Raw genomic sequence first — 24,678 nt, 5'->3', positions numbered from 1 at the left:
TAAAGGTAAACCGGCTCCAATGCTAGCGCTCCCGCGTCAACCTGGTAAGGCGAGGCCACCGAGCGTCGCTAACCTTCCGCCGACTGATGAGGTTAGGCGCAGAATGACAACAGGAACACTGCTAGGTGTAATAGACCTGGTCGGCCGACCGGAATCCGTCCAGCTCGCTCGACAGTTCACGAGCATCAGGCTCGGCGAGGGTCACCCCGCTCTGGAAGACGTCATCCTTCTCACGTCCGAAGTCGTCACCAATGCCATAACGCACTCCAACTCGCGCAATGGCGGCAGGGTGACCGTGGTGATGGTGGATTGCCACGAGTACATCCACGTCAACGTCTCCGATGCTGGAGCCGATACCGCTCCTCGGCTCCGCACCGACACCAACGGGGAGAACGGGCGCGGCCTGGTGTTGGTGGACGCGCTGGCCAGGAATTGGGGCGTACGCGAGGACGCCGGTAGGCGGACCGTCTTCTTCGAAGTCGCGTACGACTTCAGGGAAGCGCCTGCGCACCTGAAGCAGAGCGCGATGCGCAGGACCGCCGAACGAGCTGCGCGCAGGGTGACGGAGAGCGCTGCCGTTGGGTGGAAGGCCCCGGACGCCCCAGCGGCCGGCTGTCACGCTGCTGAAGCCGAACGATGGGGTGAGTAGACGGCTGACAGGTCACGACGGTTCTCAGCGGACCGGTGCCGGGGCACGGGGTACCGCTCCTTCGCCCGGTGCGTGCGTACAGAGACCGCAGTTTGGCGATCGTCCGGCCTGCATGGGCTGAGACATAGAGACGGCGCCTCGTCAGAGCTGTACCTGATCGCCCCCCCGGGAGACATCCCTCCGGTCAGGCTCCGCTCACGACGGCGGCGGCCGGTGCTCCCCGTCGGGACCAGCCTCCACGGCCGCACGCCCGGCGGGGAGGGCACCCCTTACCACCGATCCGGTAGCGCTATCGGTTCGGAGATGGGCTTTTGCCCCAGAACAAGAACAAGACCTCCGGGCAGGCCTGACCAGCACCGCCCGGAGGTCTGAGCATTCCGGCTACTCCTCTGAAGAGGTTGTCAGCCCGGTCGGGCACCAGGCCGAAGGGTCACCTGCGTTGACACCGGTGCCAACAATGTTGCAGTAGCCCAGCATCGAATTGCTTTGCGTAGCTCGAACCTGTGAACGGTGACTCCGGGCTTAACGTGACCCTGAGCGAAACTCCGTCCAGAGATCAACGGCTTGCTCCAGGTCGAGTGCCGCCACATCCTCGCGGGCCATGCCGACTGTGTAGATCAGCCGATCGGCGAGCCAGTCAGGAACCGGCTCTCGTGCAGGTGCCTCGTCGATGCGAATGTGATCGGTCAGAGTTCCGAGGCGGTCAATGACCTCGCCGAGGCGGACGACATCGGGACGCGAACCACCGGCCGCCCGGACCCGTGCCTTGGCCTCGGCGTAGACCTCCGCATCGGCCCTCTCGCCGACCGCCCAGATCTCACAGATCTCGACCGCCTTGTCATCGGTGATCCGATAGACGACCCGCCAGGTGTTCCGGCCGACGACAAGCTTGCGGAAGCCGGTGAGTTCCCCACCCAGCGGGTAGCCGGCCTCGGGGTTCTCCAGCAACAGAAGGATCTTCTTCAAAACCCTGGGCACCGCGTCCGGACCGATCCTGCGGAGATCGTCAACGGCCGGGTCGGTGAAAACGACGTCGGACACCGCTACTCGTCGTCATCCGGAAGCGCGGCCAGCGACTCACGAGTATGCCCGAAGGCGGAAAGGACATCATCGATCGACGTCCGTCGCCCGCTGTCGGTCGCCGCCCGCACAAGAACCAGCGCCAGATCCCGCAGATCGGCCGCCGCCTCTTCCAGCTCGTGGAGACGCCGCACGCTCACGACCGCCGCGACCGGCTGGTGCCGACGGGTCACCACCAGATCCGTCCCCTGCTCCGCATCAGCCACCAGACGGGCCACCCCTCGCTGCGCGGCCTCGGTGACCGTGAGCTCGGTCGCATCGTGGAGAACAGTCATACAAAAACTATATAGGAATCTATACAGAAGGGCAATCGCCGAACCGCATCCCGGGCCGTCGTGCGGGAGGGTCTGTGTCGCCACGGTCGGCGATGCCCCTGGCGGCACGTGAAGAGCTACTCCTCGGACAGAACCGGACCCGTCAGGCAAGCGCCCCACTGGAAGGGGTCACATAGCTTGATGTTGGTGCCGCCTATACCGCAGTAGCCGTTTGTTCGAGAAGGTGCTGCTGGTGGCAGCGACTCGCTTCCGGCCTCAGACGGTGATCGCGTCGTCTGTCGCTGACCGTCCTGCCATATCCGACAGCCTTAAGCTGGGGCCGCGAGCACCCGGAGCATGACGGTGCGCAGTGCGTTGGCCGCCTCGGAGCGCGACATCCGACCGGCGTCGACCTCTTCGCCCGCAGCGTGACCGATCTTGATGATGACCGCGGCGAGCCAGTCGGACGGGAGTCGGTTGTCGAATTCTCCGCTCTGCTGGCCGCGCTGGATCACTCGATTGATCCGATCGGCGACGGGTGCGTGGCGTTCCTGGTCGACCTGCGGGCTCACCGGGAGGGAACTGATTCGCTTGGTAAGGACGGGATACCGCTCTGCGGTCCGGGCACCGGCCTGAAGTACGCGCATCAATGCGTCCGCTGCGGGTCCGCTGTCCGGGTCAGCCGCGTCCATCGCCGCAACGGCATCCTCGGTCATTCGATCGACGACGGCCCCCATCAGATGCTCCCGCGATGGGAAGTGGGCGTAGATGGTCTGCCGGGTCATCCCGGCAGCGATGGCGATGGTGTCGAGGCTGGCATCTGGCTGCGCGTCGAGCAGATGGATCGCCGCGTCGAGGATGGCGAGCCTGTTGCGGCGGGCATCGGCACGGCGGTTACGCATCGGAGACGGACTCAACTCTTACACCTTGCCAAACTTGTTGGGAGACTTATATCTTACAGCCCGTAAAGGTTACGTAGAAACTGCAGCCTGGTGGAGGTAGCATGCGCACGCTCGATCGCACCAACCCACAGCAGTTCATAGCCGACTTCTTCACCTACTTCATGCACGACCTGGTGTGCGGCAGCGAGGACGTGGCGCTCATCGTCGACCGCTACCACACACCAGACATCGTCCAGATCGCCGACGGCACCCGGATGGACCGGACCAAGCTCATCGCGCACGCCCGTCCGGCACATAAGCATCAACCCAGTGCTCGCTGGGAGGTGCACGAGGCAATAGCCGACGGGGACCGGATCGCCGCCCGCTACACCCTGCACTTCCAGAACCGGAAGCGGGAAGGCCGTATGGAGGTGCACTTCTTCGGGCGGTTTGCCGACGACGGGCGAATGCGACAGGCGCACATGCTCACCCGGTTCGTTCCGGTCAAGGCCGAGGACATCACAGAAGCCGGGGCAGGCACCCAGGTCGGCTCGGGACAGCCGGCGACGGAGACGTCCCACCGTAGGCAGATATCGTCATGACCGTAACGGCCTACACCGTGATCGGGATGGCCTGCGGACATTGCGCGGAGTTCGTCACCCAAGAGATCGAACGCATCCAGGGCGTTACCGCCGTGGCGGTGGACCTCGAAGGCGACACTGTCACGGTGACCAGCGAGCGGAGGCTCGACATCGCCGAAGTACGCGCTGCAGTCCAGGAAGCCGGCTACGAACTAGCTGACGCGCCAGGCGATCGCCGCACCGGATTCAGGCAGCAGGACGGCTCACGCCCGTGAGTCGAGCGCGAGCCTTACAAAAAGACCTGCGAAAACCGCTCCGTCGGGACCAGGCCCGTCTGGCAGACGGCCCACTCGGACGGGTCACCTGCTGGTCGTCCAACGCCACAACACGGGCGGTCGCGACCCCCAAGCTACTGATCGTCGATTTCCGGGCTGGGGGCACACCTGGCAGGCCTCACTCCAGCCCGGGCTACCGACATAACCGCACCAGTGGGGCCCCTGCTGGAGAACTTCGCCCTCGGCGAGTTGGCTCGCCAACTGACATGGGCCGAGGAGCCCGTACGCCTCTACCACTATCGTGACCGAGACAATGTCGAGGTCGACGGCATCCTGGAACGAGCGTCCGGCGAGGTGGTCGGCATCGAGGTCAAGGCGGCGGAAACCGTACGAGCAGACGATTTCAAGGGACTACAGCACTTGGCCCGCAAGCTCGGGGATCGCCTGATCGCGGGCTTCGTCCTCTACGCGGGTCAGGAAACGCTCCCATTCGGCGACCGAATGCGAGCCCTGCCACTGTCCGCGCTATGGGAAGCGACCCCCAGCCCCTGACCTGTCGGCGATCACACCGAAGGGTCACCTGCGTTGACACCGGTGCCACCGATGCCGCGGTAGCCGTTGATGGAGGCACTATAGGAGTGGTTGTAGCTTCTCGTCCGCAGATGCGTGGTTGTTCGCCTCGGCTGAATCAAACGAACCGAACAACTCGCCGCGTCACGCCCTAGGAGTGGGACGTCGGAGCGGCAAGACCCCTGTTGACGTCGCCCCTCCGCCATGAGTTCCTCGGCCCGCCATGAGATCTCCGAGCAGACCTGACCACCGCCCGGAGGCCTCCACAGCTACTCCTCCGCAGAGGTCGTCAGCCAAGTCGGTCGCGTCCACGGAGGTGGTGTACGAGTTTCCGCTGGTAGTCAGCGTGGCGTCGTGAAATAGGGGCGGCCATCGCGTGATCCTTCAGGTTGCGAAACCAAGATCGAAGGAGAGGCGATGGCCGTGGATGACAGTGTGGACCCCGCCGGCTGGCTGGCGAAGCAGATCGAGCAGGGCGATCCGGATCTGTTGCGATCCATGGTGAAGACCATGGCCGAGACGTTGATGTCGGCCGAGGCCGACAGCGTGTGCGGCGCCGGGTACGGCACTCGCAGCAGCGAGCGGAGCAATCGGCGTAACGGTTATCGGACCCGCGAGTGGGACACCCGGGCCGGCACCGTGGAGTTGGCGATCCCCAAGCTGCGTCAGGGGTCCTACTTCCCGGACTGGTTGCTGGAGCGTCGTCGGCGGGCCGAGCAGGCGCTGATCAGCGTGGTGGCCACCTCCTACCTGCTGGGAGTGTCCACCCGGCGGGTGGACAAGCTGGTGGAGCAGCTGGGCATCAAGCACATCTCCAAAAGCCAGGTCTCGCAGATGGCAGGCGTGCTGGACGAGCAGGTCGAGGCGTTTCGCACCCGGGTTTTGGACGCCGGCCCCTACACCTTCCTCTGGCTGGACGCGTTGACCCAGAAGGTGCGCGAGGGCGGACGGACCATCAACGTGCACGTGCTGGTGGCCACCGCGGTCAACGCCGACGGCCGCCGGGAGATCCTTGGCCTGGAGGTCAGTTCGGCCGAAGACGGCGCCGGGTGGCTGACCTTCCTGCGCGGCCTGGTCGCCCGCGGCCTGTCCGGCGTCCAACTGGTCATCTCCGACGCCCACACCGGCCTGGTCACCGCGGTCGCCGCCGCCCTCCCAGGGGCGTGTTGGCAGCGGTGCCGCACCCACTACCTGCGCAACCTGCTCACCGTCGTCCCCAAATCCGCCCAGCCCTGGGTGGCCACCCTGGTGCGCACCATCTTCGATCAGCCCACCGCCGAGCAGGTGCGTGCCCAGCACGCCTGGGTCATCGACGCCCTGTCGGCCAAATACCCCGCCGCCTGCGACCACCTGGACGCCGCCCGCGACGACCTGCTCGCCTTCGCCGCCTTCCCCCGCGAGATATGGAAACAGATCTGGTCCAACAACCCCCAGGAACGACTGAACAAGGAGATCCGCCGCCGCACCGACGTCGTCGGCATCTTCCCCGACCGAGCCGCCATCATCCGCCTCGTCGGCGCGGTCCTGGCCGAACAGACCGACGAATGGACCGAAGCCCGCCGCTACATGGGCCCCGACATCCTGGCCAAGACCCGGCTCCGCGTCATTCCCGGCGACACACCCCAACCAAACCCGATCCCACAGACACTGACCGCTCAACCTGCAGAAACAGGATCACGCGGAGATCAACTCATACACCACTCCGCTGGACGTGACCGCCAAGTCGGGCACCAGGCTCAAGTCACCTGCGTCGCAACCGGTGCCACCGATGCCGCAGTAGCCGTTGGGGTTGTTGTACAGGTGGTGTGACCGCACCTTGGGTAGCCGGTCATGCGGACACGACATCCTGGGTGGGGGTGCGGGGGCGGAGCCCCTGCCTTGGGGTTTGGGGGCGGGAGCCCCAAAAGACACGGTCTGAGCGGAGCGAGGGCCATTTCGTGCGGACCCGCACACATGACTGCGGACCACACCCCGATGGGTGCGGTCCGCAGTTCGATGGATCAGGCTTCGCCGGTGGTCAGACCGATCGGACACGAGACCCCCGTGCCACCTATGCCGCAATACCCATTTGGCACCTTATATAGGTACTGCTGGTGGTAGACCTTCGCTTGGCGCAATAATTCTTGCGGAGGTCCCCTTGCCTGAGCAATCCCCCATCCCGGTCGTCTCCTACGCTCGCATCTCCGCCGACATCAGGCGGGATGAACACGGAGTTCTTGACCAACACAAGCTCAACCGCGAGACGGCGGCCCGGTACGGCTGGACCGTCGTGCATGAGTTCACGGACAACGACAAGTCCGCGGCGAAGGCCGACGTGGTCCGCGACGACTTCGAGGCGATGCTCAAGACCCTGCGTGCCGGCGAGTTGCCGGACGGGACGGCGGTCCAGGGTGTTGTGATCGTCGCTGAGGACCGGCTCGCCCGGCGGCCCGGCGACTACGAGCGCTTCGTGGAGGCGATCACATATCGGGACGGCCGCGTCTTCGCCGACGCTCGGGGCTCGAAGGACCTCTACAGCGAGGACACCGAAAGCATGGGCCTGTTCGGCGCGGTGATCTCCAAGATGGAGGTCCGCAAGATGCAGCGCCGGATGCGCCGCTCCCATCGGACGCGGGCAGAGCAAGGCGCGCCGGTCGGCGGAACACGTCCCTTCGGCTGGTTGCCCGACCGCCTCACACTCGATCCGCGGGAAGCCCCTCTCGTCCGGCAAGCCGTCCTCGACCTGATCGCCGGCCGGTCGTTGCACTCGATCGCGGCTCAGTGGCAGCGGGAAGGCATGAAGACGTCCCTGGGCAACGACTGGACTTCCAGCTCCATCAAGGTCACCGTACGGAATCCGCGCATCTGCGGCTGGCGGGAGCTGAGCGGAGAGCTGGTGAGGGACGCAGCCGGTGATCCCGTCGTCGGGCAGTGGGAACCGATCGTCACGCCCGAACAGTGGATGGCCGTGCGCAACGTCTTCGAAGCTCGGAAGGGCCACTACGTCTACCGGGACGGACGAGTCGGGAACATCCTGACGAGGGATTTCCGTGACCCGAACTACCTGCTGACCGGCTTCCTCCGCTGCGGGAAGCCCAAGCCTGACGGCTCGCTCTGCAATGCATCGATGCGAGTCACGCACAACCCCGACTGCGTCCAGCACATCTATACATGCCCCGGCAAGACGGTCGGCGGGTGCGGTGGCTCGGCGAGACGCGGAGACATGGTCGATCTCTTTGTCTCGGAAGCCGTCCTCGCCAAGCTCGAAGAGGCCAACCTCACGACCTCCTCCGAACCCTCCGAATGGACGAACAAGCAGGAGTACGAGGACACGAAGGATCGTCTGGAGGAACTGCGCGTCCAGTGGGCGGCAGGGAACATCAGCAACGACCTGTTCTTCTCCCTGGCACCCGACCTTGAGAAGCGCATCGCCCGCCTGCGTGCCGAGGGCCAGAACTTCGCCGCCGCTGTCGAACGCCGCCGCAACCGAGCGACGACCGACGTGGCAGAGATCCGGCGACGCTGGTACCTGCCGGAGGAAGAGGGTGGATTGCCGCTGTCCATCCGGCGGGCGTACATCCGCGAGGCCCTGCATGCCGTGATCGTGTACCCGGCGGGCAAGGGCCGGAAGAAGTTCAACCCCGACCTTCTTGAGCTGGTGTGGCGCGAGGACTGACAAGACGTCCGAAGACGTCCCCACAGCTATAAGAGGGTTGTCGCCTGACTCGTAGGCGACAACCCTCTTACTTCTGGCCTACAAGAGGCGTAGAAGGCCGGACATCTACGGACGTCTACGGACTTCCTCGAACGTGGATGGACGTCGGCGGACGTGTCTGCGGACGTCCTGGTGCGGGAACTTTCGCCTAGCCTTAATCGTTGCCCGAGTGGTACACCTGAAGACGTCTAAACCACCCGATCACGAGACAGGAAACAGCGAGAACCGGTCACGCGATATATTGGCGCGAATACACTTACCGGGAATACAAACCTAAAATAAATGGTTGCCGTTCCGCTGGATGTGCCCGGCCCAGCGGTGTAGGCCAAATCAATTGGCGCGCCAACCGGTCTATACACATCGCGCACACGCTTATAACACTCCATTTTTCTCTCGCTGAAAGCACGATCGTTGGGTCATGCCGCACGCTCGGCATGCCGCGATGGTGCTTTCGCCTTCCGTGCAGGGTGGCTCCCCTGCGGCGGAAGGAGTCCCCAACTGGTACCCCGTGAATCGGTACCTCCGGCTGAGCTTGCCAAGGAGTGGGGCAAGCGCAAAGCCGGCGAATCCCCCCGATGGTCGGCCGACAAGTGGCGGCGCGTAGCGACGGTCTTCGGCGTGGAAGTCAGTTCTGAGGCTGCTTCCCGTCCTGTCGTAGACCCGGATGGGAAGGTCGCGTGAGCGACGTTCCCGGCTTCTCGTCCGAGATCTATGCCGCTGCTCAACGTGCGTCCATGCCGGACTTCGCGCGATGGCAACAGATGGTGCGCGCTACGGGCGGCTGTGCTGAGCCGATTCGGCTCCAGGGTCGCCGTATCACCTTCGACGCCTCACTAGACGTCCTGGACGTGTACCGGACGGCTGACGAGCCGACCGGGTATCTGCTCACCGCCTGCGGCAACCGTCGCGCCTCTCGGTGCCCTGCCTGTGCAGAGGTGTACCGGGATGACACCTACCATCTGATCCTGTCCGGCCTGCGGGGCGGCAAGGGCGTTCTTGAGGACGTGAGTGGGCATCCTCGGGTGTTCGCCACCTTCACCGCTCCCTCGTTCGGCGCGGTGCATGCTCGACGTGAGAAGAACGGCAAGGCACTGCCCTGTCGGCCCCGACGTGACAACCCCCTGTGCGAGCACGGCCGGCGGGAGGGCTGCCTAGCACGGCACGAGGAAGGTGATCCCCAAATCGGGCAACCGGTGTGCGTGGACTGCTACGACTATCCCGGCGCCGTGCTGTGGAACGCGCACGCGGGCGAGCTATGGCGCCGTTTCACACAGGCGCTCCCAGCCGTCTTCGCTCGGCGGCTGGGCATCACAAGGGCGGAGCTACGGCGTCGGCTGCGCCTGTCGTACGCCAAGGTCGCCGAGTATCAAGCACGGGGCATGGTCCACTTCCACGCCGTGATCCGGCTGGACGGACCGGACGGGCCCGATGCTCCTCCTCCGGACTGGGCAACCGTGCCGGTGCTCACGGCGGCCATCCGGGAAGCCGCGGAGGCGGTGTCAGTCGGCGTACCGGCGGATCGCCCGTCGTTCGTCGCCCGGTGGGGTAACCAGCTCGATGTAGACCCGATCTATGTCTCCACCTCTGTGGAAGGGATCGGGGACCAGCGGGTGGCGTCCTACATCGCCAAGTACGCGACCAAAGGAGCCGAGTCGGCCGGTACGGTCGACCGCCCGGTCCGGAAGGTAGAGGACGTGGCGTTCCTCGACGTCACCGAGCACGCACGCCGCATGATCTACACCTGCTTCGTGCTGGGCGATCGTACCGAGTATCGACTGGTGCCGCTTCGGCGGTGGGCTCACATGCTCGGGTACCGGGGCCACTTCTCCACCAAGAGCCGCCACTACTCGACAACCCTCGGCGCGCTGCGGCAGGTGAGGGCGGACTACCAGGCCGAGCGTTCCCGGCAACGGCGGGGCCTGCCCGATCCGGGCGAGCGGCAGACGGTGACCGTGGGCGAATGGCGATTCGCCGGAAGCGGCTACCGCACCGGTGAAGCGTTCTGGGCTGAGATCGCCCGCCAACGCATCGCCACTGCCCGGAAGCTCGCTCGTGAACAGGCTTGGCAAGAGCCGCCCGACTGACGGCTCAGTGACTCCGGGCTCATAACCAATGTGCGGGAGCGACGGCAAGGGAATCGGGGAGCGATGTCCCAAGCCCATTCTTGGGACATCCACCTTGCCGCCGCTCCGGTCTATGGGGCGATCTCCTCGTCCCGCAGCGGCGTGACGTTCAAAGACTCGGCGGCCTGGCCGAGCTCTTCCCGGTCCAGGGACCAGCGCTGGACCAGTCGCCGGGCTTGCCTGATTCGGCGGTCTGCCTCAACGCTGTCGGCGACCGCTCGGCAGGCCGCCGCAGCCGTCTTGCGTATGGCACGTACCTGCTCCTCTGTGGGCTCACGACGGTTCGCGTTGGCGGGGACAAAAAAGACCATGGCCCGCATCACCTCCGCGCTTGTACGCCACCTGACACCACACGGTGCGGCCCGCGTCGTCCTCGTAGACTCCCCAGCCTTGCGACAGCAGTTCGACGAGCATCAGACCTCGCCCGCCCTCTCCCAGTGCGTCGCCGCGTACGCACGGGACCGTGTCGCCTCCGGCATCCACCACATCGACATGTATGCGGTCGTAACAGTCCGCGAGCGCGAGAGTGACTGATCCACCATCCCGCGAGTTGGAATGGACCAGGGCGTTGGTGACGAGTTCGGAGACGAGCAGCGTTACATCATCTAAAGCCGGGTGTCCGGTGCCGAGTTTCCCTCGCACGTACTCCCGGGCCTTTGCTACCGATTCGGGAGAACAGGTCAAGTCGGTAACACCCAACAGGGCTCCCGGCCTGGGCCGTCCAGGATCGCCCTTGCGGCTATCCGTATCCTTAGATGCGTCGATCACAACTCCAGCCCTTCTTGCGTGCGAAGCTGCTCGGCGAGTTGAGAGACATCGTCAGCGCTGAGGGTTTCGCACAAGCCCTGTTCGATTTCGTCCGCTGACAGGTGCCGGCCGTTCCGAGTCGCCCACACACGCTGATCCGAGCTTCGCCATATGCACCAGCCAGGAAAGGCGCTCTGCAAATCGGCGAGGATCTGGGGAGTGGACATGGAGTTAGCGTCGATCATCTCTGGGTGACGAACCAACCGCGTTTGCGAGACGTCCGGGACGTTTCCGCGTTAGGCTCGAAAACGTCCCTCACGTCCCCCAGTGCGAGGTGTGCCGTGGCCAACGTCTCTTTGCGCCGTGCGATGCAGAGCGCCAAGCTGAGCGAGCGCGATCTCGCGGAGCGTTGCGGAGTAGACGTGAAGACCGTCGCCCGCTGGGTACAAGACGAGACGCGAATTCCGCATCAACGGCATCAGTGGAGTGCTGCTGAGGCCCTAGGAGTTGATACGGCCGTGCTTTGGCCAGAAGCGATACGAAACACTGTCAAGACGGGACCCGACCGCGAGGTGTTAAGCGTCTACCCATACCGGTCGGCATGCCCTAAGTCGATATGGCGCAACTTGATCAGCTCCGCCGCCGGAGAGATCACTCTTGCCGGATACACGAACTACTTCCTGTGGCTGGAACACCCCAACCTTGCACGAGTCCTCAAACGCAAGGCCGAACAAGGGTGCAAAGTCCGCTTCCTGCTCGGGGACCCGGACAGCGAGGTCACACGTCGGCGCGAAGAGGTGGAAAGCGTTCCACTGACGGTATCGACCCGAATTCGCATCACGCTCGCAGAACTGGAACAGCTTCGAGAGATCCCCGGCATAGAGGCACGCTTCAGCGACGATCACATCGCCATGAGCGTTTTCCGGTTCGACTCCGAGATGCTCGTCACACCGCACCTGGCCAAGCTGGTCGGCCACGATTCCCCGATGCTGCATCTGAGGCGCTCCCAGGATGACGGGCTGTTCGATCGGTTCGCCTATCACGTCTCCGAACTGTGGACTGCCGGTCGCCCTGTGTAGGCCGCACGTGGTCATCCAGTGGACCGGTGCGAAGCGCCGGGCCTTCGATCGCCCCCGGCCACGACGCTTGATCAGCCGTCACAAGGCGATCGTCTGGCCTGCATCGGCTGAGACGTGCCTTTGGGTCACAACTCCAGGCCAAATCGGTCAGCCTGCCTGCGGCGGCCGGTGCTCCCCGCCGGGACCGGCCGCCAGGGCCGCACGCCCGGCGGGGAGGGCACCGGACCGCCGCGCGGCGCGCTCGCGCGCCGCCTTGACCATGTAGAGAAGGTCCTCGCCGAAATGGGACTGACCCAAGATCAAGACCGGGCTCGCCGGGTGATCCTGGGCCAGTGTGACGGTGAAACCGCTGGTCTATGCCTCGCCGGTGGTCAGACCGATCGGACATGCGACGCCCGTGCCGCCGATGCCGCAGTAGCCGTTCTTGTTGCGGTAAAGGTACTGCTGGTGATAGTCCTCGGCGTAGTAGAAGGTGGGGGCCGGGGTGATCTCGGTGGTGATGTCGCCGTAGCCGGCGGTGGTGAGGACCTGCTGGTAGGCGTCGCGGGAGGCCTCGGCGGACTTCTCCTGGGCGGGGCCGTGGGTGTAGATCGCGGAGCGGTACTGCGTGCCCACGTCGTTGCCCTGGCGCATGCCCTGGGTGGGGTCGTGTGCCTCCCAGAAGACCTTGAGCAACTCCTCGTAGGAGACCTTGGACGGGTCGAAGACGACGCGGACGACCTCGGCGTGGCCGGTGAGGCCCGTGCAGACCTCCTCGTAGGTCGGGTTGGGCGTGTGGCCGCCCTGGTACCCCACCGAGGTGGAGACGACGCCCGGGGTCTGCCAGAACTTGCGCTCGGCGCCCCAGAAGCAGCCCATGCCGAACTCGGCGATCTCGGTCCCGTCGGGGTACGGCGGGGCCAGCGGCGCGTCGAGGACCGCGTGCCGCGCGGGCACCGGTATCGCCTCGGCGCGGCCGGGGAGTGCCTCCTGCGGCGTTACCATCGAAGTCTTGTTCTTGCCGAAGAGCCAACCCATCGTGCACCTCCGTCGGACACTCTTTGCAGACTAGGCAACCACCGGCGACCGGTGAATGTTCCTGGCGTAAGCATCTCTTAAGATCTGGCTCAGAGATCCTTATTTGTAGTAAAGGCTGTCAGCAGCGAAGATAGGGTACATGCCTGATTCGCGCCGCGGTGTCCTGTATGGCGTAGCCGCCTACACGATGTGGGGCCTGTTCCCCCTGTACTGGCCCCTGCTGAAGCCGTCCGGTGCCGTCGAGATCCTCGCCCACCGCGTGGTGTGGTCGCTGGTGGCCGTGATCGCCGTACTCGCCGTACGGCGCCACTGGTCCTGGTTCCGCGAGCTGGCGAGACAGCCGAGGAAGCTGCTCCTGCTGACGCTGGCGGCCGTGACGGTCTCGGTGAACTGGGGCGTGTACATCTACGCGGTGAACGCGGGGCACGTGGTCGAGAGCGCGCTCGGGTACTTCATCAACCCTCTGGTGAGCGTGCTGTTCGGAGTGCTCGTCTTCCGGGAACGGCTGCGGCCCTGGCAGTGGACGGCGGTGGGGCTCGGCACCCTGGCCGTGATCGTACTGGCGGTCGACTACGGCCGGCCGCCGTGGATCGCCCTGGTGCTCGCGGTCAGCTTCGGCACCTACGGGCTGATCAAGAAGGCGGCGAACGTGGGAGCGGCCGAGAGCCTCACCGTGGAGACGCTGGTGCTTCTGGTGCCCGCGCTGGCCTACCTGGCGTTCCTCCAGTCGCAGGGGACGGCCACCTTCGGCGCCGCGGGCCTCGGCCACGCCGCGCTGCTGGCCGGCGGCGGCGTGGTCACCGCGATTCCGCTGATGTGCTTCACGGCCTCCGCGATCCGGGTGCCGCTCAGCGTGATCGGGCTTCTGCAGTACATCGCACCCATCCTGCAGTTCCTGTGCGGCGTCCTGGTGGCGCACGAGACCATGGCGCCCAGCCGCTGGGCGGGATTCGCGATCATCTGGCTGGCGCTGGCGGTGTTCAGCTGGGAGGGACTGCGCCACGCCCATGCGACCCGCCGCGCCGCCACCCCCGCCCCGGCGCTGGAGACCGTCTGACACTTCCCAGGACCGGGCGCCGGCCCCTTCGACTCCCCCCAGCTTGTACGCCGGACCGTCTGGCACTCCCGGGACAGGGCGCCGGACCGTCTGGCACTCCCGGGACAGGGCGCCGGACCGTCTGGCACTCCCGGGACAGGGCGCCGGACCGTCTGGCACTCCTGGGATAGGGCGCCGGAAGGTCTGCACTTCCCAGGACCGGGCGTCGGAGGCCGTCCCGGACAAGACGTCCGGCGGGGCGAAGTGGCTCCGCCGGCCCGTGTCCGTGGTTCCTACATCGCCGGAGGTAGCCGTCCGGGCGCGGGTACGTCCCTGGCGGTACGACGGACGCCTCGGCCGGCGGACGACGGGCCCTCCTCTCGCGAGAGAGCATCGACGGGACCCGAGGGAGGGACCCGATGGCAGATCGCCTTTTCCGGTTCGGCGTCGTCGCCGCCACGGCGCGCGGCGCCGATGAATGGACCGCGCTCGCGCGCCGCGCCGAGGACCTGGGGTACGCGACGTTCCTCACGCCGGACACGCTGGACACCCTGCCGCCCCTGCCCGCGCTCAGCGCGGCCGCCGCGGCGACGTCGACCATCGGGCTGGGCACGTTCGTCCTGTCGGTCGCCAACCGGCGGCCCGAGCAGCTCGCGTGGGAGGTCGACGGCCTGAGCTTCCTGTCCGGCGGCCGGTTCGAGCTGGGCCTGGGCGCCGGCCGGCCGGACGCCGAGCGGGACGCGGCCCGGCTCGGCGTGCCGTTCGGCACGGTGGACCAGCGCATCAGGAAGCTGGAGGAGGTCATCCGCCAGGTCCGCACGTGGCACGACTCCACGAAGGCGCCGTCGGCGGGCGCGGACCGCACCGGTGCCGGCGGGGCCGGGCCGCGGGTGCTGATCGCGGCGGGCGGGGCGCGCATGCTGGGTTTCGCCGCCAGGAACGCCGACACCGTCGCCCTGGGGCTGCCGCCCTCGACCACCGAGGACGGGCTCGGCGAGCCCGTGCGGCTGGTCCGGCAGGCCAGTGACGACTTCGACCGCCTGGAGCTCAGCCTCGGGCTGCACGTGGTCGGGGACGAGGTGCCGCCGTGGCTGGCCGACAAGATGGGCCCCGACCTGCCTGCCAACTCGATCGCCGTCCTGTCCGGCTCCGCGCGGCAGATGGCCGACCGGCTGCTGCGCCGCAGGGACGTCCACCAGATCTCCTACATCACGGTGAACGCCATGTACGCCGACCGGCTGGCACCGGTCGTGGACCTGCTCAGCGGAACCTGAGCCAGGCCCGACCGGCCCGGCTGGTGGGCGGTCTAGCGCACTGTCCACGAAAGTTCGCCAGGTCGGGCACCGTAGGCCGGCGCCGGCATCGCCGTACCACGACCCGCCGACGCGGCGCCGATCACATCCAGCACCGGCCGGGTGGAGCCGGCCCGGCGAAGATAGGTGGTCACCGCACTAGCGGACCCTGCGGCGCCCGCGCGCCCCCCGAGGCGGGCGAAGGCCGTCGTCGGTAGCAACGCCCCCGAGGTGGTGGGCTGCGGCGCCCGCGCGCCCGCCGAGGCGGGCGAAGGCCGTCGTCGGCAGCAACGCCCCCGAAGTGGTGACGGCTGCGGCGCCCGCGCGCCGCCGAGGCGGGCGAAGGGTCAGCCTGAGCGGTCGGCGACGTAGTCGCAGAGGGAGAGCAGGGCGGCGCGGGCGGGGATGTCCGGGAGGGTCATCAGGTCGTCGCGGGCCCGGCCGATCCAGGACATCAGCTCGGCGCGTGCGCGCACCATGGCCTGGTTGGCGCGCAGCAGTTCGACGGCCTCGGCGACGTCGTCCTCGGCCACCGGGCCGGACAGCAGCTCGCGCAGCCGGGCGTCCCCGGAGTCGGTCGAGGCCAGGACGTACAGGACCGGCAGGGTGCGGATGCCCTCGCGCAGGTCGGTGCCGGGGGTCTTGCCGCTCTCCCCCGCCGTGGAGGCGACGTCGAGCAGGTCGTCCCGGAGTTGGAAGGCCACACCGATGGCCTCGCAGGCGCTGGTGAGGCGTTCGACGACCTCGGGGGTCGCTCCGGAGAGCAGGGCACCGAACCGGCCGGAGGTGGCGATGAGCGAGCCGGTCTTGTCGGCCAGCACCTCGATGTAGTGGGTGACGGCGTCCACACCGGGCCGCGGCCCGATGGTCTCGCGGATCTGCCCGCGGACCAGCCGGGAGAACGTGCGGGCCTGGATGCGGACCAGTTCGGGCCCGAGGTCGGCGAGGATCTCCGACGCCTGGGCGAAGAGATAGTCGCCGGTGAGGATGGCGACCTTGTTGTCCCACAGGGCGTTGGCGGACGCCGAGCCGCGCCGGACCCTGGCCTCGTCCATGACGTCGTCGTGGTAGAGCGTCGCCAGGTGGGTCAGCTCGATGACCACGGCCCCCGGAATCACACCGGGGGCTCTGAAGTCACCGAAGTGCGACGCCAGCAGCACGATCATCGCTCGGAAGCGCTTGCCGCCCGCCTCGATCAGGTGCTTGGACGCCTCCGCGACGAAGGCGTCCTGGCTGTCGGCGGACGTGCGGAGCATCTTCTCCACGGCGTCGAGGCCGCTGGCGACATCCGCTGCCAGCCCCTCGTCGATGAATGGCAGGTCGACTACGGGCGGCGCGGCCATCAAGCATTACTCCTAACGAACGAACAGCGACTGCGCGGCCGAGTGCGCGAGGTCGAGCACCGGCTGCGGGAAGACCCCGAGCACTACGGTAGCCGCCGCCGAGAGCGTGACCACAGCCGCGGTCCCCATGCTCGGCACCGCGATGGTCGGACCCTCGGGCGAGGGGTCGCTGAAGAACATCAGGACGATCACGCGGACGTAGAAGAACGCGGCCATGGCCGAGGTCACGACACCCACGATGACGAGCTGAACTGCTCCGCCCGAGACCGCGGCGGCGAACACGGCGTACTTGCCGAAGAACCCGGAGGTGAGCGGGATGCCGGCGAAGGCCAGCAGGAAGAGCGCGAAGATGCCGGCGAGCAGCGGGGAGCGCTTGCCGAGGCCGGCCCAGCGGGACAGGTGCCCCGCCTCACCGCCGGGATCGCGCACCATGGTGACGACGGCGAACGCGCCGACCGTGGCGAAGCCGTAGGCGACCAGGTAGAACAGGATGCCCGACAGGGCGCTGGCGTTCTGCGCCGACTTGCCGGTGGCGACGACCGCGGTGAGCAGGAAGCCGGTGTGCGCGATCGACGAGTAGGCCAGCATCCGCTTGATGTCGGTCTGGGTGATCGCGAGCACGGCGCCGACGACCATCGTCAGGATGGCGATGACCCACAGCACCGGGGTCCACTCGGTGTCGAGATTGCCCAGCGCGACCCAGAACACCCGCAGCAGCGCGCCGAACGCGGCGATGAGCGTGCCGGAGGCCATCAGCGCGGTGATCGGCGTGGGCGCGCCCTGGTACACGTCCGGCTTCCACGCCTGGAACGGCGCGGCGCCGATCTTGAACAGCAGGCCGACGCCGAGCGTCGCGGCGCCCATGTACAGCAGGCTGTCCTGGCCGCCGACGGTGGCGAGGGCGTCGGAGATGGCCTTGAGGTCCACCGACCCGGCGAACCCGTACAGCAGCGCGGTGCCGTACAGGAAGAACGCCGAGGAGAAGGCGCCGAGCAGGAAGTACTTCATGGCCGCCTCCTGCGAGAGCAGGCGGCGGCGGCGCGCCAGGCCGCACAGCAGGTACAGCGGCAGGGACATGACCTCCAGGGCCACGAACATGATCAGCAGGTCGTTCGAGGCGGGGAAGAGCATCATGCCGCCGACGGCGAAGAGCACCAGCGGGTAGATCTCGGTGTGGGCACCGCCCTCGGAGATCGCGCGGTCCTCCTCGGCGCTGCCGGGCACGGCCGCGGCCTGGGCGACGAAGTTGTCGTCGTCGTTGATCAGCAGGACGCTGACGATGGCGAGCAGCAGGATGGCGCCCCAGATGAACAGGGACGGCCCGTCCACGGCGATGGCGCCCATGGCGGCGGCGTTGCGCACGCCTTTGACCGCCTGCCAGACGGTCAGCGCGAACGCGCCGGCCAAGGACAGGACGGTGATCGGCATCTGGATCGACTTGCGCAGGTAGCGGGGCGTGAACGCCTCGACCAGGACACCGATCATCGCCGCGCCGAAGACGATGAGCATCGGCGCGAGCTCACCGTATTCGATCTTCGGCGCCTCAATCGCGGCGGCGGCGAGCGAGCTCACTGGCCTGCCCCCTTCTTCTCAGCGGTCGCGGGTATGGCGGGGGTGAACTGCGGCGCCTGCACGCTGGTGAGGGTCTGGTGGACCGCCGGGTTGATCACGTTGAGCAGCGGTCCGGGGAAGAACCCGAAGCCGATGAGCAGCGCGAGGAGCGGGACCACGACGACCTTCTCGCGGAGGTTCAGGTCGGGGAGCGCCTTGACCGACTCGGCGGTCGGCCCGGTCATCATGCGCTGGTACATCCACAGGATGTAGATGGCCGCCAGGACCATGCCGATCAGCGCGATGATGCTCGGCACGATGAAGCGCTCATAGGTGCCGATCAGGACGAGGAACTCGCTGACGAAGGTCGACAGGCCCGGCAGCGACAGCGACGACAGGCCGGCGACCAGGAAGGTGCCCGCCAGCACGGGGGCGACCTTCTGCACGCCTCCGTAGTCGGCGATGTACTGCGACCCTCTGCGGTTGATCAGGAAGCCCGCGAGCAGGAACAGCGCGCCGGTGGAGAACCCGTGGTTGACCATGTAGAGCGTGGCGCCCGAGCCGGCGTCGGCGGTCATCGCGAACACGCCCATGGTGATGAAGCCGAAGTGCGAGATCGAGGTGTAGGCGATGAGCCGCTTCATGTCGGTCTGCCCGATGGCCACGATGGCGCCGTACACGATGCCGATGACGCTGAGCGCGATCACCAGCGGCGTGAAGAACTTGGCGGCGTCGGGGAACAGCTCCAGGCAGAAGCGGAGCATGCCGTAGGTGCCGACCTTGTCCAGCACGCCGACGAGCAGGACGGCCGCGCCGGCGGGCGCCTGGGCGGCGGCGTCGGGCAGCCAGGTGTGGAAGGGCCACAGCGGCGCCTTGACGGCGAAGGCGATGAAGAAGCCGAGGAACAGCCACTTCTGCGTCGTCGGGTCCTTGATGACGCCGATGAGCTCGGGCTGCAGGAAGGTGCCCTTGGCCGCGATGGAGTACAGCGCGATCACGGCCACCAGCATGAGCAGGCCGCCGAACAGCGAGTACAGCAGGAACTTCACGGCCGCGTAGGACCGCTGCGCCCCGCCGTAGGACCCGATCATGAAGTACATCGGGATCAGCATGGCCTCGAAGAACACGTAGAACAGGAAGACGTCGGTCGCCGCGAAGACGCCGATCATTATCGCCTCGAGCACCAGGATGAGCGCGAAGTAGGTCTTGACCGACCGCTTGGCGTCGGGCCGCTCGGCGTCGTGCCAGGAGGCCAGCACCACGATCGGCACCAGCACCACCGCGAGCGCGATGAGCACCAGCGCGATGCCGTCGACCGCGACGGCGTAGTGGACGCCGAACGACGGGATCCAGGAGTGGACCTCGCTGAACTGGTCGCGGGCCCCCGACGGCTTGAACTGGGCCGCCATGGCGAGCGTGAGCACCAGCACGACGAGCGAGACCGCGAGCGTGAGCTGCTTGGCGAGCTTGTCGTTGCCCTTGGGCACCGCCGCCACCGCCAGCGCGCCCACCACGGGCACGCCCATCAGGATTGAGAGCCAGGGCATCACAGGTTCCCTACGACGAACCATGCGCCGACCAGGAGGGCGGCACCGAAGAATATCGACAAGGCGTACGACCGGACGAAGCCGGTCTGGACGCGGCGCAGGCGCCCGGAGGTGCCGCCGATGAGCGCCGCCAGCCCGTTGACCAGCCCGTCGACGCCGCGGTTGTCGAAGAACACCGCGAGCCGGGTCAGCCACTGGCCGGGGCGCATGAACAGCGCCTCGTTGATCGCGTCGCCGTACAGGTCACGGCGGGCGAAGACGGTGAGGATCGACCCGCGCGGGGCGACGGCCGGGACCTCGGCCCTGCCGTAGCGCATCCAGGCATAGGCGACGCCGACCGCGACCACCGCGAGCGTCGCCAGGCCGGTGACGCTGAACGGGTGGAAGCTCGGCAGCTCCTCGGGACGGCCGACGGCCGGGGCCAGGAACTCCATGAACCGGTTGCCCACGATGAGGAACGCGCCGCCGAACACCGAGCCGATCGACAGCAGGATCAGCGGCCAGGTCATGACGGCCGGGGACTCGTGCGGGTGGGCGCCGGACTCCCAGCGGGGCTTGCCGTGGAAGGTCATGAAGAACAGGCGCGACATGTAGAAGCCGGTGATGCCCGCGCCGATCACGGCGAGCCAGCCGAGGATCGGGTTGTGCTCCATCGCGGTCTCGATGATGCCGTCCTTGGTCCAGTAGCCGGACAGCAGCGGGAAGCCGATGATCGCCAGGTAGCCGAGCCCGAAGGTGGCCCAGGTGATGCGCATCTTTCCGGCCAGGCCCCCGTACTTGCGCATGTCGACCTCGTCGTTCATGGCGTGCATGACCGAGCCGGCGCCGAGGAACATCGAGGCCTTGAAGAAGCCGTGGGCGATCAGGTGGGCGATGGCGAAGGCGTACCCGACCGGGCCGAGCCCGGCGGCGAGCATCATGTAGCCGATCTGCGACATCGTCGATCCGGCCAGGGCCTTCTTGATGTCGTCCTTGGCGGTACCGATGATCGCACCGGCGAGCAGCGTGGCGACGCCGACGATGGTCACGACGAGCGCCGCGGTCGGGGCCCCCACGTAGATCGGGCCGGAGCGCACCACCAGGTAGACGCCGGCGGTGACCATGGTGGCCGCGTGGATGAGGGCCGAGACCGGGGTCGGGCCCTCCATCGCGTCCAGGAGCCAGGACTGCAGCGGGAGCTGGGCCGACTTGCCGCACGCGCCGAGCAGCAGCGCGAGCCCGATGAGGGTCAGCGTGCCCTGCGACGCCTGCGGCACGTGGGACAGGACCGGGCCGAAGGCCACGGTGCCGAACGTCGTGAAGATGACGAAGACGCCGAGCGCGAGGCCCATGTCGCCGACGCGGTTGACGATGAAGGCCTTCTTCGCCGCGGCCGCCGCCGAGGGCTTGTGCTGCCAGAAGCCGATGAGCAGGTAGGACGCCAGGCCCACGCCCTCCCAGCCGACGTACAGGCCGAGGTAGTTGTCGGCCAGCACCAGCAGCAGCATCGCGGCGACGAAGAGGTTCAGGTAGGCGAAGAACCGCCGCCGGTTCGGGTCGTGCGCCATGTAGCCGATCGAGTAGATGTGGATCAGCGACCCGACACCGGTGATCAGCAGGGCGAACGAGATCGACAGCGGGTCCAGCAGCAGGCCCATCTTGACGTCGATGGAGCCGCCCGGCAGGAAGTCGTACAGCTCCACCACGCGGCGGCGCTGGTCGGCCCCGAAGCCGAGCAGTTCGAAGAAGACGAGCACGGCCACCACGAACGACGCCAGCGACATGACGACGCCCAGCAGGTGGCCCCAGCGGTCGGTGCGGCGGCCGCCCAGCAGCAGGATCGCCGCGCCCAGCAGGGGCAGGGCGATCGTCAGCCAGGACAGGCCGATCACTCCACCGGAGTGCTGGACGATCTCAGCAGCGGTTTCCACGGCGTCCTCTTAGTACTTCAGCAGGTTGGCGTCGTCCACCGACGCGGACCTGCGGGTTCGGAAGATCGTCACGATGATCGCGAGACCGACGACGACCTCGGCGGCGGCCACGATCATCACGAAGAACGCGATGATCTGGCCTTCCAGGTTGCCGTGCTGCCGGGCGAAGGTGACGAAAGCCAGGTTGCACGCGTTGAGCATCAGCTCCACGCACATGAACACGACGATGGCGTTGCGGCGTACCAGCACGCCGACGGCGCCGATGGCGAACAGCAGCGCGGACAGCACCAGGTAGTGGGTGGTCACTTGCCTTCCTCCTCGACGGGGCGGTCGGCGGCCGGGCCGGCCGTCTGGGCGGCCTTGGGCTTGTCCTGCTCGTCGACCGGCGCCTCGGGCGCCTCGGCGACCGCCTGGACGACCTTCGGCCGCTCGGTGCGGACGCCGCTCTCGGCGACCCTCCTGATGGCCTCCGCCAGTCTCGGGTTGTCCGGGAGGCGGCCGTCCTCGACGTCGTGCCGGGCGATGACCCGGTTGACCGACAGCTCCGAGACCGTGCCGTCGGGCAGCAGGGCGGGCATGTCGATCGCGTTGTGCCGGGCGTAGGTGCCCGGGCCGGGCAGCGGGGCCGGGTGGTCGCCGAGGAAGCGGGCGCGCGCCAGGTCCTTCTGTGTCGGCTTGGGCTCGCTGCGCTCGCGGTGCGCCAGCACCATCGCGCCGAGCGCGGCGGTGATGAGCAGCGCGGAGGTGACCTCGAAGGCGAAGACGTACCGGGTGAAGATGAGGCGGGCGAGCGTCGGGACGTTGCCGCCGTCCGCGCTGACCGCCGCGCTCAGCCCGGTCGGCGCGCCGATCACGGCGTTGCCGATGCCGGCCGCCAGCAGCACGGCGAAGCCGAGCCCGGCGATGACCGCCCAGAAGCGCTGTCCCTTGATCGTCTCGACCAGCGAGTCGGAGGAGTCGACGCCGACCAGCATCAGCACGAACAGGAACAGCATCATGACCGCGCCGGTGTAGACGATGATCTGCACCACGGCGAGGAACGGGGCGTCCTGCACGGCGTACAGCACCGCCAGCGAGAGCATGACCACGCCCAGCATGAGCGCGGAGTACACCGCCTTGCGGCTGAAGACGAGCCCGAACGCCGCGGCCACCGAGACGACCGCCAGCACCCAGAACGTGATCGTTTCACCCATTGCTACGGCCCAACCGGTAGTAGTCCTCTTCGGTGTCGCCGAGGCGCATGGGGTGCGGGGGCGCCTCCATGCCGGGACCCAGCGGCGCGAGCAGCATCTCCTTGGTGTAGATGAGGCTCTCACGGCTCGAGTCCGCGAGCTCGTACTCGTTGGTCATCGTGAGCGCCCGTGTCGGGCACGCCTCGATGCACAGGCCGCACAGGATGCACCGCAGATAGTTGATCTGGTACGTCTTGCCGTACCGCTCGCCCGGCGAGAAACGCTCCGCGTCGGTGTTGTCGGCGCCCTCCACGAAGATGGCGTCGGCGGGACAGGCCCAGGCGCACAGCTCGCACCCGACGCACTTCTCCAGCCCGTCCGGCCAGCGGTTCAGCTGGTGACGGCCGTGGAACCGAGGAGCGGTGGGCTTCTTCTCCTCGGGGTAGTTCACCGTCACCGGCTTCTTGAACATGTGGTGGAAGGTGACGCCGAACCCCTTCACGGGGTTCAGGAAATCAGTTAGTCCCACTGGGGACCTCCTTGCGTCCGTTGACGCCGTGGTAGTGCGGCAGGTCGAGGGCCGGCACAGGGAACCCGCCGGCGGTGGGCTCGGCGCGCAGCTGCTCGAACTCGGCCTCCACCTCCGCCGCCTTGGCCTCCCTGCGACGCTGGTTGACCGTGTCGAACCGGAAATAGATGGCCAGGCATCCGACGACGACGACCGCGACGACGACGAGCACCAGGTTGCGCTGGCCCTCGGCGACGCGCAGGGCGCGGACGGTGGCCACCAGCAGGATCCACGCCAGGTTCAGCGGGATCAGGACCTTCCAGCCGAAGTGCATGAGCTGGTCGTAGCGGATGCGCGGCAGCGAGGCGCGCACCCAGATGAAGAACGCGAACACCAGCACGAGCTTGACGAAGAACCACAGCATGGGCCACCAGCCGACGTTGGCCCCGTCCCACAGCGAGATGGGCCACGGGGCCCGCCACCCGCCGAGGAACAGCGTGATGCACAGGCCCGACACGGTGAACACGTTGGCGTACTCGGCGAGCATGAACATCGCGAACTTCAGCGACGAGGAGTACTCGGTGTGGAAGCCGCCGACCAGCTCGCCCTCGCCCTCGGGGAGGTCGAACGGCACGCGGTTGGTCTCGCCGAGCATCGTGATCACGTAGATCAGGAACGACGGGATCAGCAGGATGGCGTACCAGGACGGCAGCGGGATGTCGAGCCCGAAGGCGTGCCAGGAGCCGCCGGAGGCCTGCTTGCCGACGATCTCGGAGGTGGACAGCGTGCCGGCGAACAGGAACACCGCCACGAACGACAGGCCCATCGCGATCTCGTAGGAGATGACCTGGGCCGTCGAGCGCAGGCCGCCCAGCACCGCGTACGGCGAGCGCGAGCCCCAGCCGGCGAGCACGATGCCGTAGACGCCGATGGAGGCCATCGCCAGCACCAGCAGCACGGCGACCGGCAGGTCGGTGAGCTGGAGCGGGGTGCGCACGCCGAACATCGACACCACCGGCCCGAACGGGATGATGGAGTACGACAGGAAGGCCGGCACCGCGATGATGATCGGGGCGAGGATGTAGACGAGCTTGTCGACGGTCCTCGGGAGGATGTCCTCCTTGAGTCCCATCTTGATGCCGTCCGCCACCGACTGCAGCAGGCCGAACTTGCCCGCGCGGTTCGGGCCGTAGCGGTGCTGCATGCGCGAGATGAGCTTGCGCTCGGTCCACACGCCGAACAGCACGCCCAGCATCAGGAACACGAAGATGAAGACGGCCTTGATGATGGAGATCCACAAGGGATCCTTGCCGAAGTCGGCCAGGGTGGGCCCGGCCGGATCGGCGACGAGCAGAGGCCCTGTCATTGG

Annotated in this window: 24 protein-coding genes and 2 pseudogenes; 10 read left to right on the top strand and 16 right to left on the bottom strand. The window is 67.3% G+C overall.

What is annotated here, in order from left to right; all coding sequences use genetic code 11:
- The first annotated feature begins 103 nt into the window (after window positions 1-103).
- Window positions 104-649 (top strand): ATP-binding protein, encoded by a 546-nt coding sequence (locus tag ABZU32_RS17560; protein ID WP_354923270.1) that lies wholly within the window; start codon window positions 104-106, stop codon window positions 647-649.
- Between the two features lie 522 nt (window positions 650-1,171).
- Here the strand turns inward: ABZU32_RS17560 and ABZU32_RS17555 are convergent.
- The 3 genes from ABZU32_RS17555 to ABZU32_RS17545 all read right to left on the bottom strand — a co-directional run bounded on the left by ABZU32_RS17555 (window position 1,172) and on the right by ABZU32_RS17545 (window position 2,885).
- Entirely contained in the window at window positions 1,172-1,690 is a 519-nt protein-coding gene (locus ABZU32_RS17555) for a type II toxin-antitoxin system RelE/ParE family toxin (protein ID WP_354923267.1), read from the bottom strand.
- A 2-nt stretch (window positions 1,691-1,692) separates the two neighbouring features.
- A complete protein-coding gene (locus ABZU32_RS17550) occupies window positions 1,693-2,004 on the bottom strand; it encodes a type II toxin-antitoxin system prevent-host-death family antitoxin (RefSeq protein ID WP_354923264.1) in 312 nt (103 codons plus the stop codon).
- A gap of 308 nt (window positions 2,005-2,312) precedes the next feature.
- Complete coding sequence (locus ABZU32_RS17545; RefSeq protein ID WP_354923261.1) at window positions 2,313-2,885, bottom strand: TetR/AcrR family transcriptional regulator; 573 nt, start codon at window positions 2,883-2,885, stop codon at window positions 2,313-2,315.
- 101 nt (window positions 2,886-2,986) lie between these two features.
- On the opposite strand from ABZU32_RS17545, the gene ABZU32_RS17540 reads away from it, so the two are divergent.
- The 4 genes and pseudogenes from ABZU32_RS17540 to ABZU32_RS17525 form a co-directional block, all read left to right on the top strand.
- Window positions 2,987-3,466, top strand: coding sequence for a nuclear transport factor 2 family protein (locus tag ABZU32_RS17540; protein ID WP_354923259.1), 480 nt, complete (start codon window positions 2,987-2,989; stop codon window positions 3,464-3,466).
- Complete coding sequence (locus ABZU32_RS17535) at window positions 3,463-3,720, top strand: heavy-metal-associated domain-containing protein (protein WP_354923256.1); 258 nt, start codon at window positions 3,463-3,465, stop codon at window positions 3,718-3,720. The genes ABZU32_RS17540 and ABZU32_RS17535 overlap by 4 nt, the downstream gene beginning before the upstream one ends.
- A gap of 147 nt (window positions 3,721-3,867) precedes the next feature.
- The gene (locus ABZU32_RS17530; RefSeq protein WP_354923338.1) at window positions 3,868-4,272 is read left to right on the top strand and encodes a DUF4143 domain-containing protein; all 405 of its coding nucleotides are present in this window, start codon (window positions 3,868-3,870) and stop codon (window positions 4,270-4,272) included.
- A gap of 435 nt (window positions 4,273-4,707) precedes the next feature.
- Window positions 4,708-5,886, top strand: a pseudogene (locus tag ABZU32_RS17525) (IS256 family transposase); the annotation flags it as partial.
- A gap of 404 nt (window positions 5,887-6,290) precedes the next feature.
- Here the strand turns inward: ABZU32_RS17525 and ABZU32_RS17520 are convergent.
- A pseudogene (locus ABZU32_RS17520) lies at window positions 6,291-6,398 on the bottom strand (peptide-methionine (S)-S-oxide reductase); the annotation flags it as partial.
- Here ABZU32_RS17520 and ABZU32_RS17515 point away from each other — a divergent pair.
- Complete coding sequence (locus ABZU32_RS17515) at window positions 6,359-7,945, top strand: recombinase family protein (protein WP_354923254.1); 1,587 nt, start codon at window positions 6,359-6,361, stop codon at window positions 7,943-7,945. The pseudogene ABZU32_RS17520 and the gene ABZU32_RS17515 sit on opposite strands and share 40 nt — an antisense overlap.
- A gap of 716 nt (window positions 7,946-8,661) precedes the next feature.
- On the top strand, window positions 8,662-10,068 hold the full coding sequence (locus ABZU32_RS17510) for a replication initiator (RefSeq protein WP_354923251.1): 1,407 nt from the start codon (window positions 8,662-8,664) through the stop codon (window positions 10,066-10,068).
- 312 nt (window positions 10,069-10,380) lie between these two features.
- On the opposite strand, the gene ABZU32_RS17505 is transcribed toward ABZU32_RS17510, so the two are convergent.
- Together ABZU32_RS17505 and ABZU32_RS17500 are read right to left on the bottom strand one after the other, a co-directional pair.
- Window positions 10,381-10,806, bottom strand: a complete 426-nt coding sequence (locus ABZU32_RS17505) for an ATP-binding protein (protein WP_354923248.1) — start codon at window positions 10,804-10,806, stop codon at window positions 10,381-10,383.
- A 65-nt stretch (window positions 10,807-10,871) separates the two neighbouring features.
- Window positions 10,872-11,081 (bottom strand): hypothetical protein, encoded by a 210-nt coding sequence (locus tag ABZU32_RS17500; RefSeq protein WP_354923245.1) that lies wholly within the window; start codon window positions 11,079-11,081, stop codon window positions 10,872-10,874.
- A 114-nt stretch (window positions 11,082-11,195) separates the two neighbouring features.
- On the opposite strand from ABZU32_RS17500, the gene ABZU32_RS17495 reads away from it, so the two are divergent.
- Window positions 11,196-11,933, top strand: a complete 738-nt coding sequence (locus ABZU32_RS17495; RefSeq protein WP_354923242.1) for a helix-turn-helix domain-containing protein — start codon at window positions 11,196-11,198, stop codon at window positions 11,931-11,933.
- A 147-nt stretch (window positions 11,934-12,080) separates the two neighbouring features.
- Here the strand turns inward: ABZU32_RS17495 and ABZU32_RS17490 are convergent, their stop codons facing one another.
- Window positions 12,081-12,230 (bottom strand): hypothetical protein, encoded by a 150-nt coding sequence (locus ABZU32_RS17490; RefSeq protein WP_354923240.1) that lies wholly within the window; start codon window positions 12,228-12,230, stop codon window positions 12,081-12,083.
- 57 nt (window positions 12,231-12,287) lie between these two features.
- Window positions 12,288-12,950: a peptide-methionine (S)-S-oxide reductase MsrA gene (msrA, locus tag ABZU32_RS17485; protein ID WP_354923237.1), complete on the bottom strand. Its 663-nt coding sequence runs from the start codon at window positions 12,948-12,950 to the stop codon at window positions 12,288-12,290.
- A 139-nt stretch (window positions 12,951-13,089) separates the two neighbouring features.
- Between msrA and rarD the strand changes: the two genes are divergently transcribed.
- Both rarD and ABZU32_RS17475 read left to right on the top strand, forming a co-directional pair.
- Window positions 13,090-14,007, top strand: coding sequence for an EamA family transporter RarD (gene rarD / locus ABZU32_RS17480; RefSeq protein ID WP_354923235.1), 918 nt, complete (start codon window positions 13,090-13,092; stop codon window positions 14,005-14,007).
- 398 nt (window positions 14,008-14,405) lie between these two features.
- On the top strand, window positions 14,406-15,260 hold the full coding sequence (locus ABZU32_RS17475) for an LLM class flavin-dependent oxidoreductase (protein WP_354923232.1): 855 nt from the start codon (window positions 14,406-14,408) through the stop codon (window positions 15,258-15,260).
- A 365-nt stretch (window positions 15,261-15,625) separates the two neighbouring features.
- Here ABZU32_RS17475 and ABZU32_RS17470 read toward each other — a convergent pair whose 3' ends face one another.
- From ABZU32_RS17470 to nuoH, 8 genes are read right to left on the bottom strand one after another with little or no spacing between them, the layout of a single operon-like run.
- Complete coding sequence (locus ABZU32_RS17470; protein WP_354923229.1) at window positions 15,626-16,621, bottom strand: polyprenyl synthetase family protein; 996 nt, start codon at window positions 16,619-16,621, stop codon at window positions 15,626-15,628.
- 12 nt (window positions 16,622-16,633) lie between these two features.
- Complete coding sequence (nuoN, locus tag ABZU32_RS17465) at window positions 16,634-18,193, bottom strand: NADH-quinone oxidoreductase subunit NuoN (protein ID WP_354923226.1); 1,560 nt, start codon at window positions 18,191-18,193, stop codon at window positions 16,634-16,636.
- Window positions 18,190-19,719 (bottom strand): NADH-quinone oxidoreductase subunit M, encoded by a 1,530-nt coding sequence (locus ABZU32_RS17460; protein WP_354923223.1) that lies wholly within the window; start codon window positions 19,717-19,719, stop codon window positions 18,190-18,192. The genes nuoN and ABZU32_RS17460 overlap by 4 nt, the downstream gene beginning before the upstream one ends.
- On the bottom strand, window positions 19,719-21,629 hold the full coding sequence (gene nuoL, locus ABZU32_RS17455) for an NADH-quinone oxidoreductase subunit L (RefSeq protein WP_354837850.1): 1,911 nt from the start codon (window positions 21,627-21,629) through the stop codon (window positions 19,719-19,721). The genes ABZU32_RS17460 and nuoL overlap by 1 nt, the downstream gene beginning before the upstream one ends.
- Window positions 21,630-21,638: 9 nt before the next feature.
- Window positions 21,639-21,935 (bottom strand): NADH-quinone oxidoreductase subunit NuoK, encoded by a 297-nt coding sequence (gene nuoK / locus ABZU32_RS17450; protein ID WP_354837848.1) that lies wholly within the window; start codon window positions 21,933-21,935, stop codon window positions 21,639-21,641.
- Window positions 21,932-22,822, bottom strand: coding sequence for an NADH-quinone oxidoreductase subunit J (locus tag ABZU32_RS17445; protein WP_354923220.1), 891 nt, complete (start codon window positions 22,820-22,822; stop codon window positions 21,932-21,934). The genes nuoK and ABZU32_RS17445 overlap by 4 nt, the downstream gene beginning before the upstream one ends.
- The gene (gene nuoI, locus ABZU32_RS17440) at window positions 22,815-23,330 is read right to left on the bottom strand and encodes an NADH-quinone oxidoreductase subunit NuoI (RefSeq protein ID WP_354923218.1); all 516 of its coding nucleotides are present in this window, start codon (window positions 23,328-23,330) and stop codon (window positions 22,815-22,817) included. Before nuoI ends, ABZU32_RS17445 begins: the two co-directional genes overlap by 8 nt.
- On the bottom strand, window positions 23,317-24,675 hold the full coding sequence (nuoH, locus tag ABZU32_RS17435; RefSeq protein WP_354837842.1) for an NADH-quinone oxidoreductase subunit NuoH: 1,359 nt from the start codon (window positions 24,673-24,675) through the stop codon (window positions 23,317-23,319). Before nuoH ends, nuoI begins: the two co-directional genes overlap by 14 nt.
- Window positions 24,676-24,678 lie beyond the last annotated feature (3 nt).

It is taken from the genome of Sphaerisporangium sp. NPDC005288 (assembly GCF_040607475.1).
GTDB lineage: Bacteria > Actinomycetota > Actinomycetes > Streptosporangiales > Streptosporangiaceae > Sphaerisporangium > Sphaerisporangium rhizosphaerae.
Note: the sequence above shows the minus strand (reverse complement) of the source record. Positions and strands in the feature narration are given on the sequence as shown.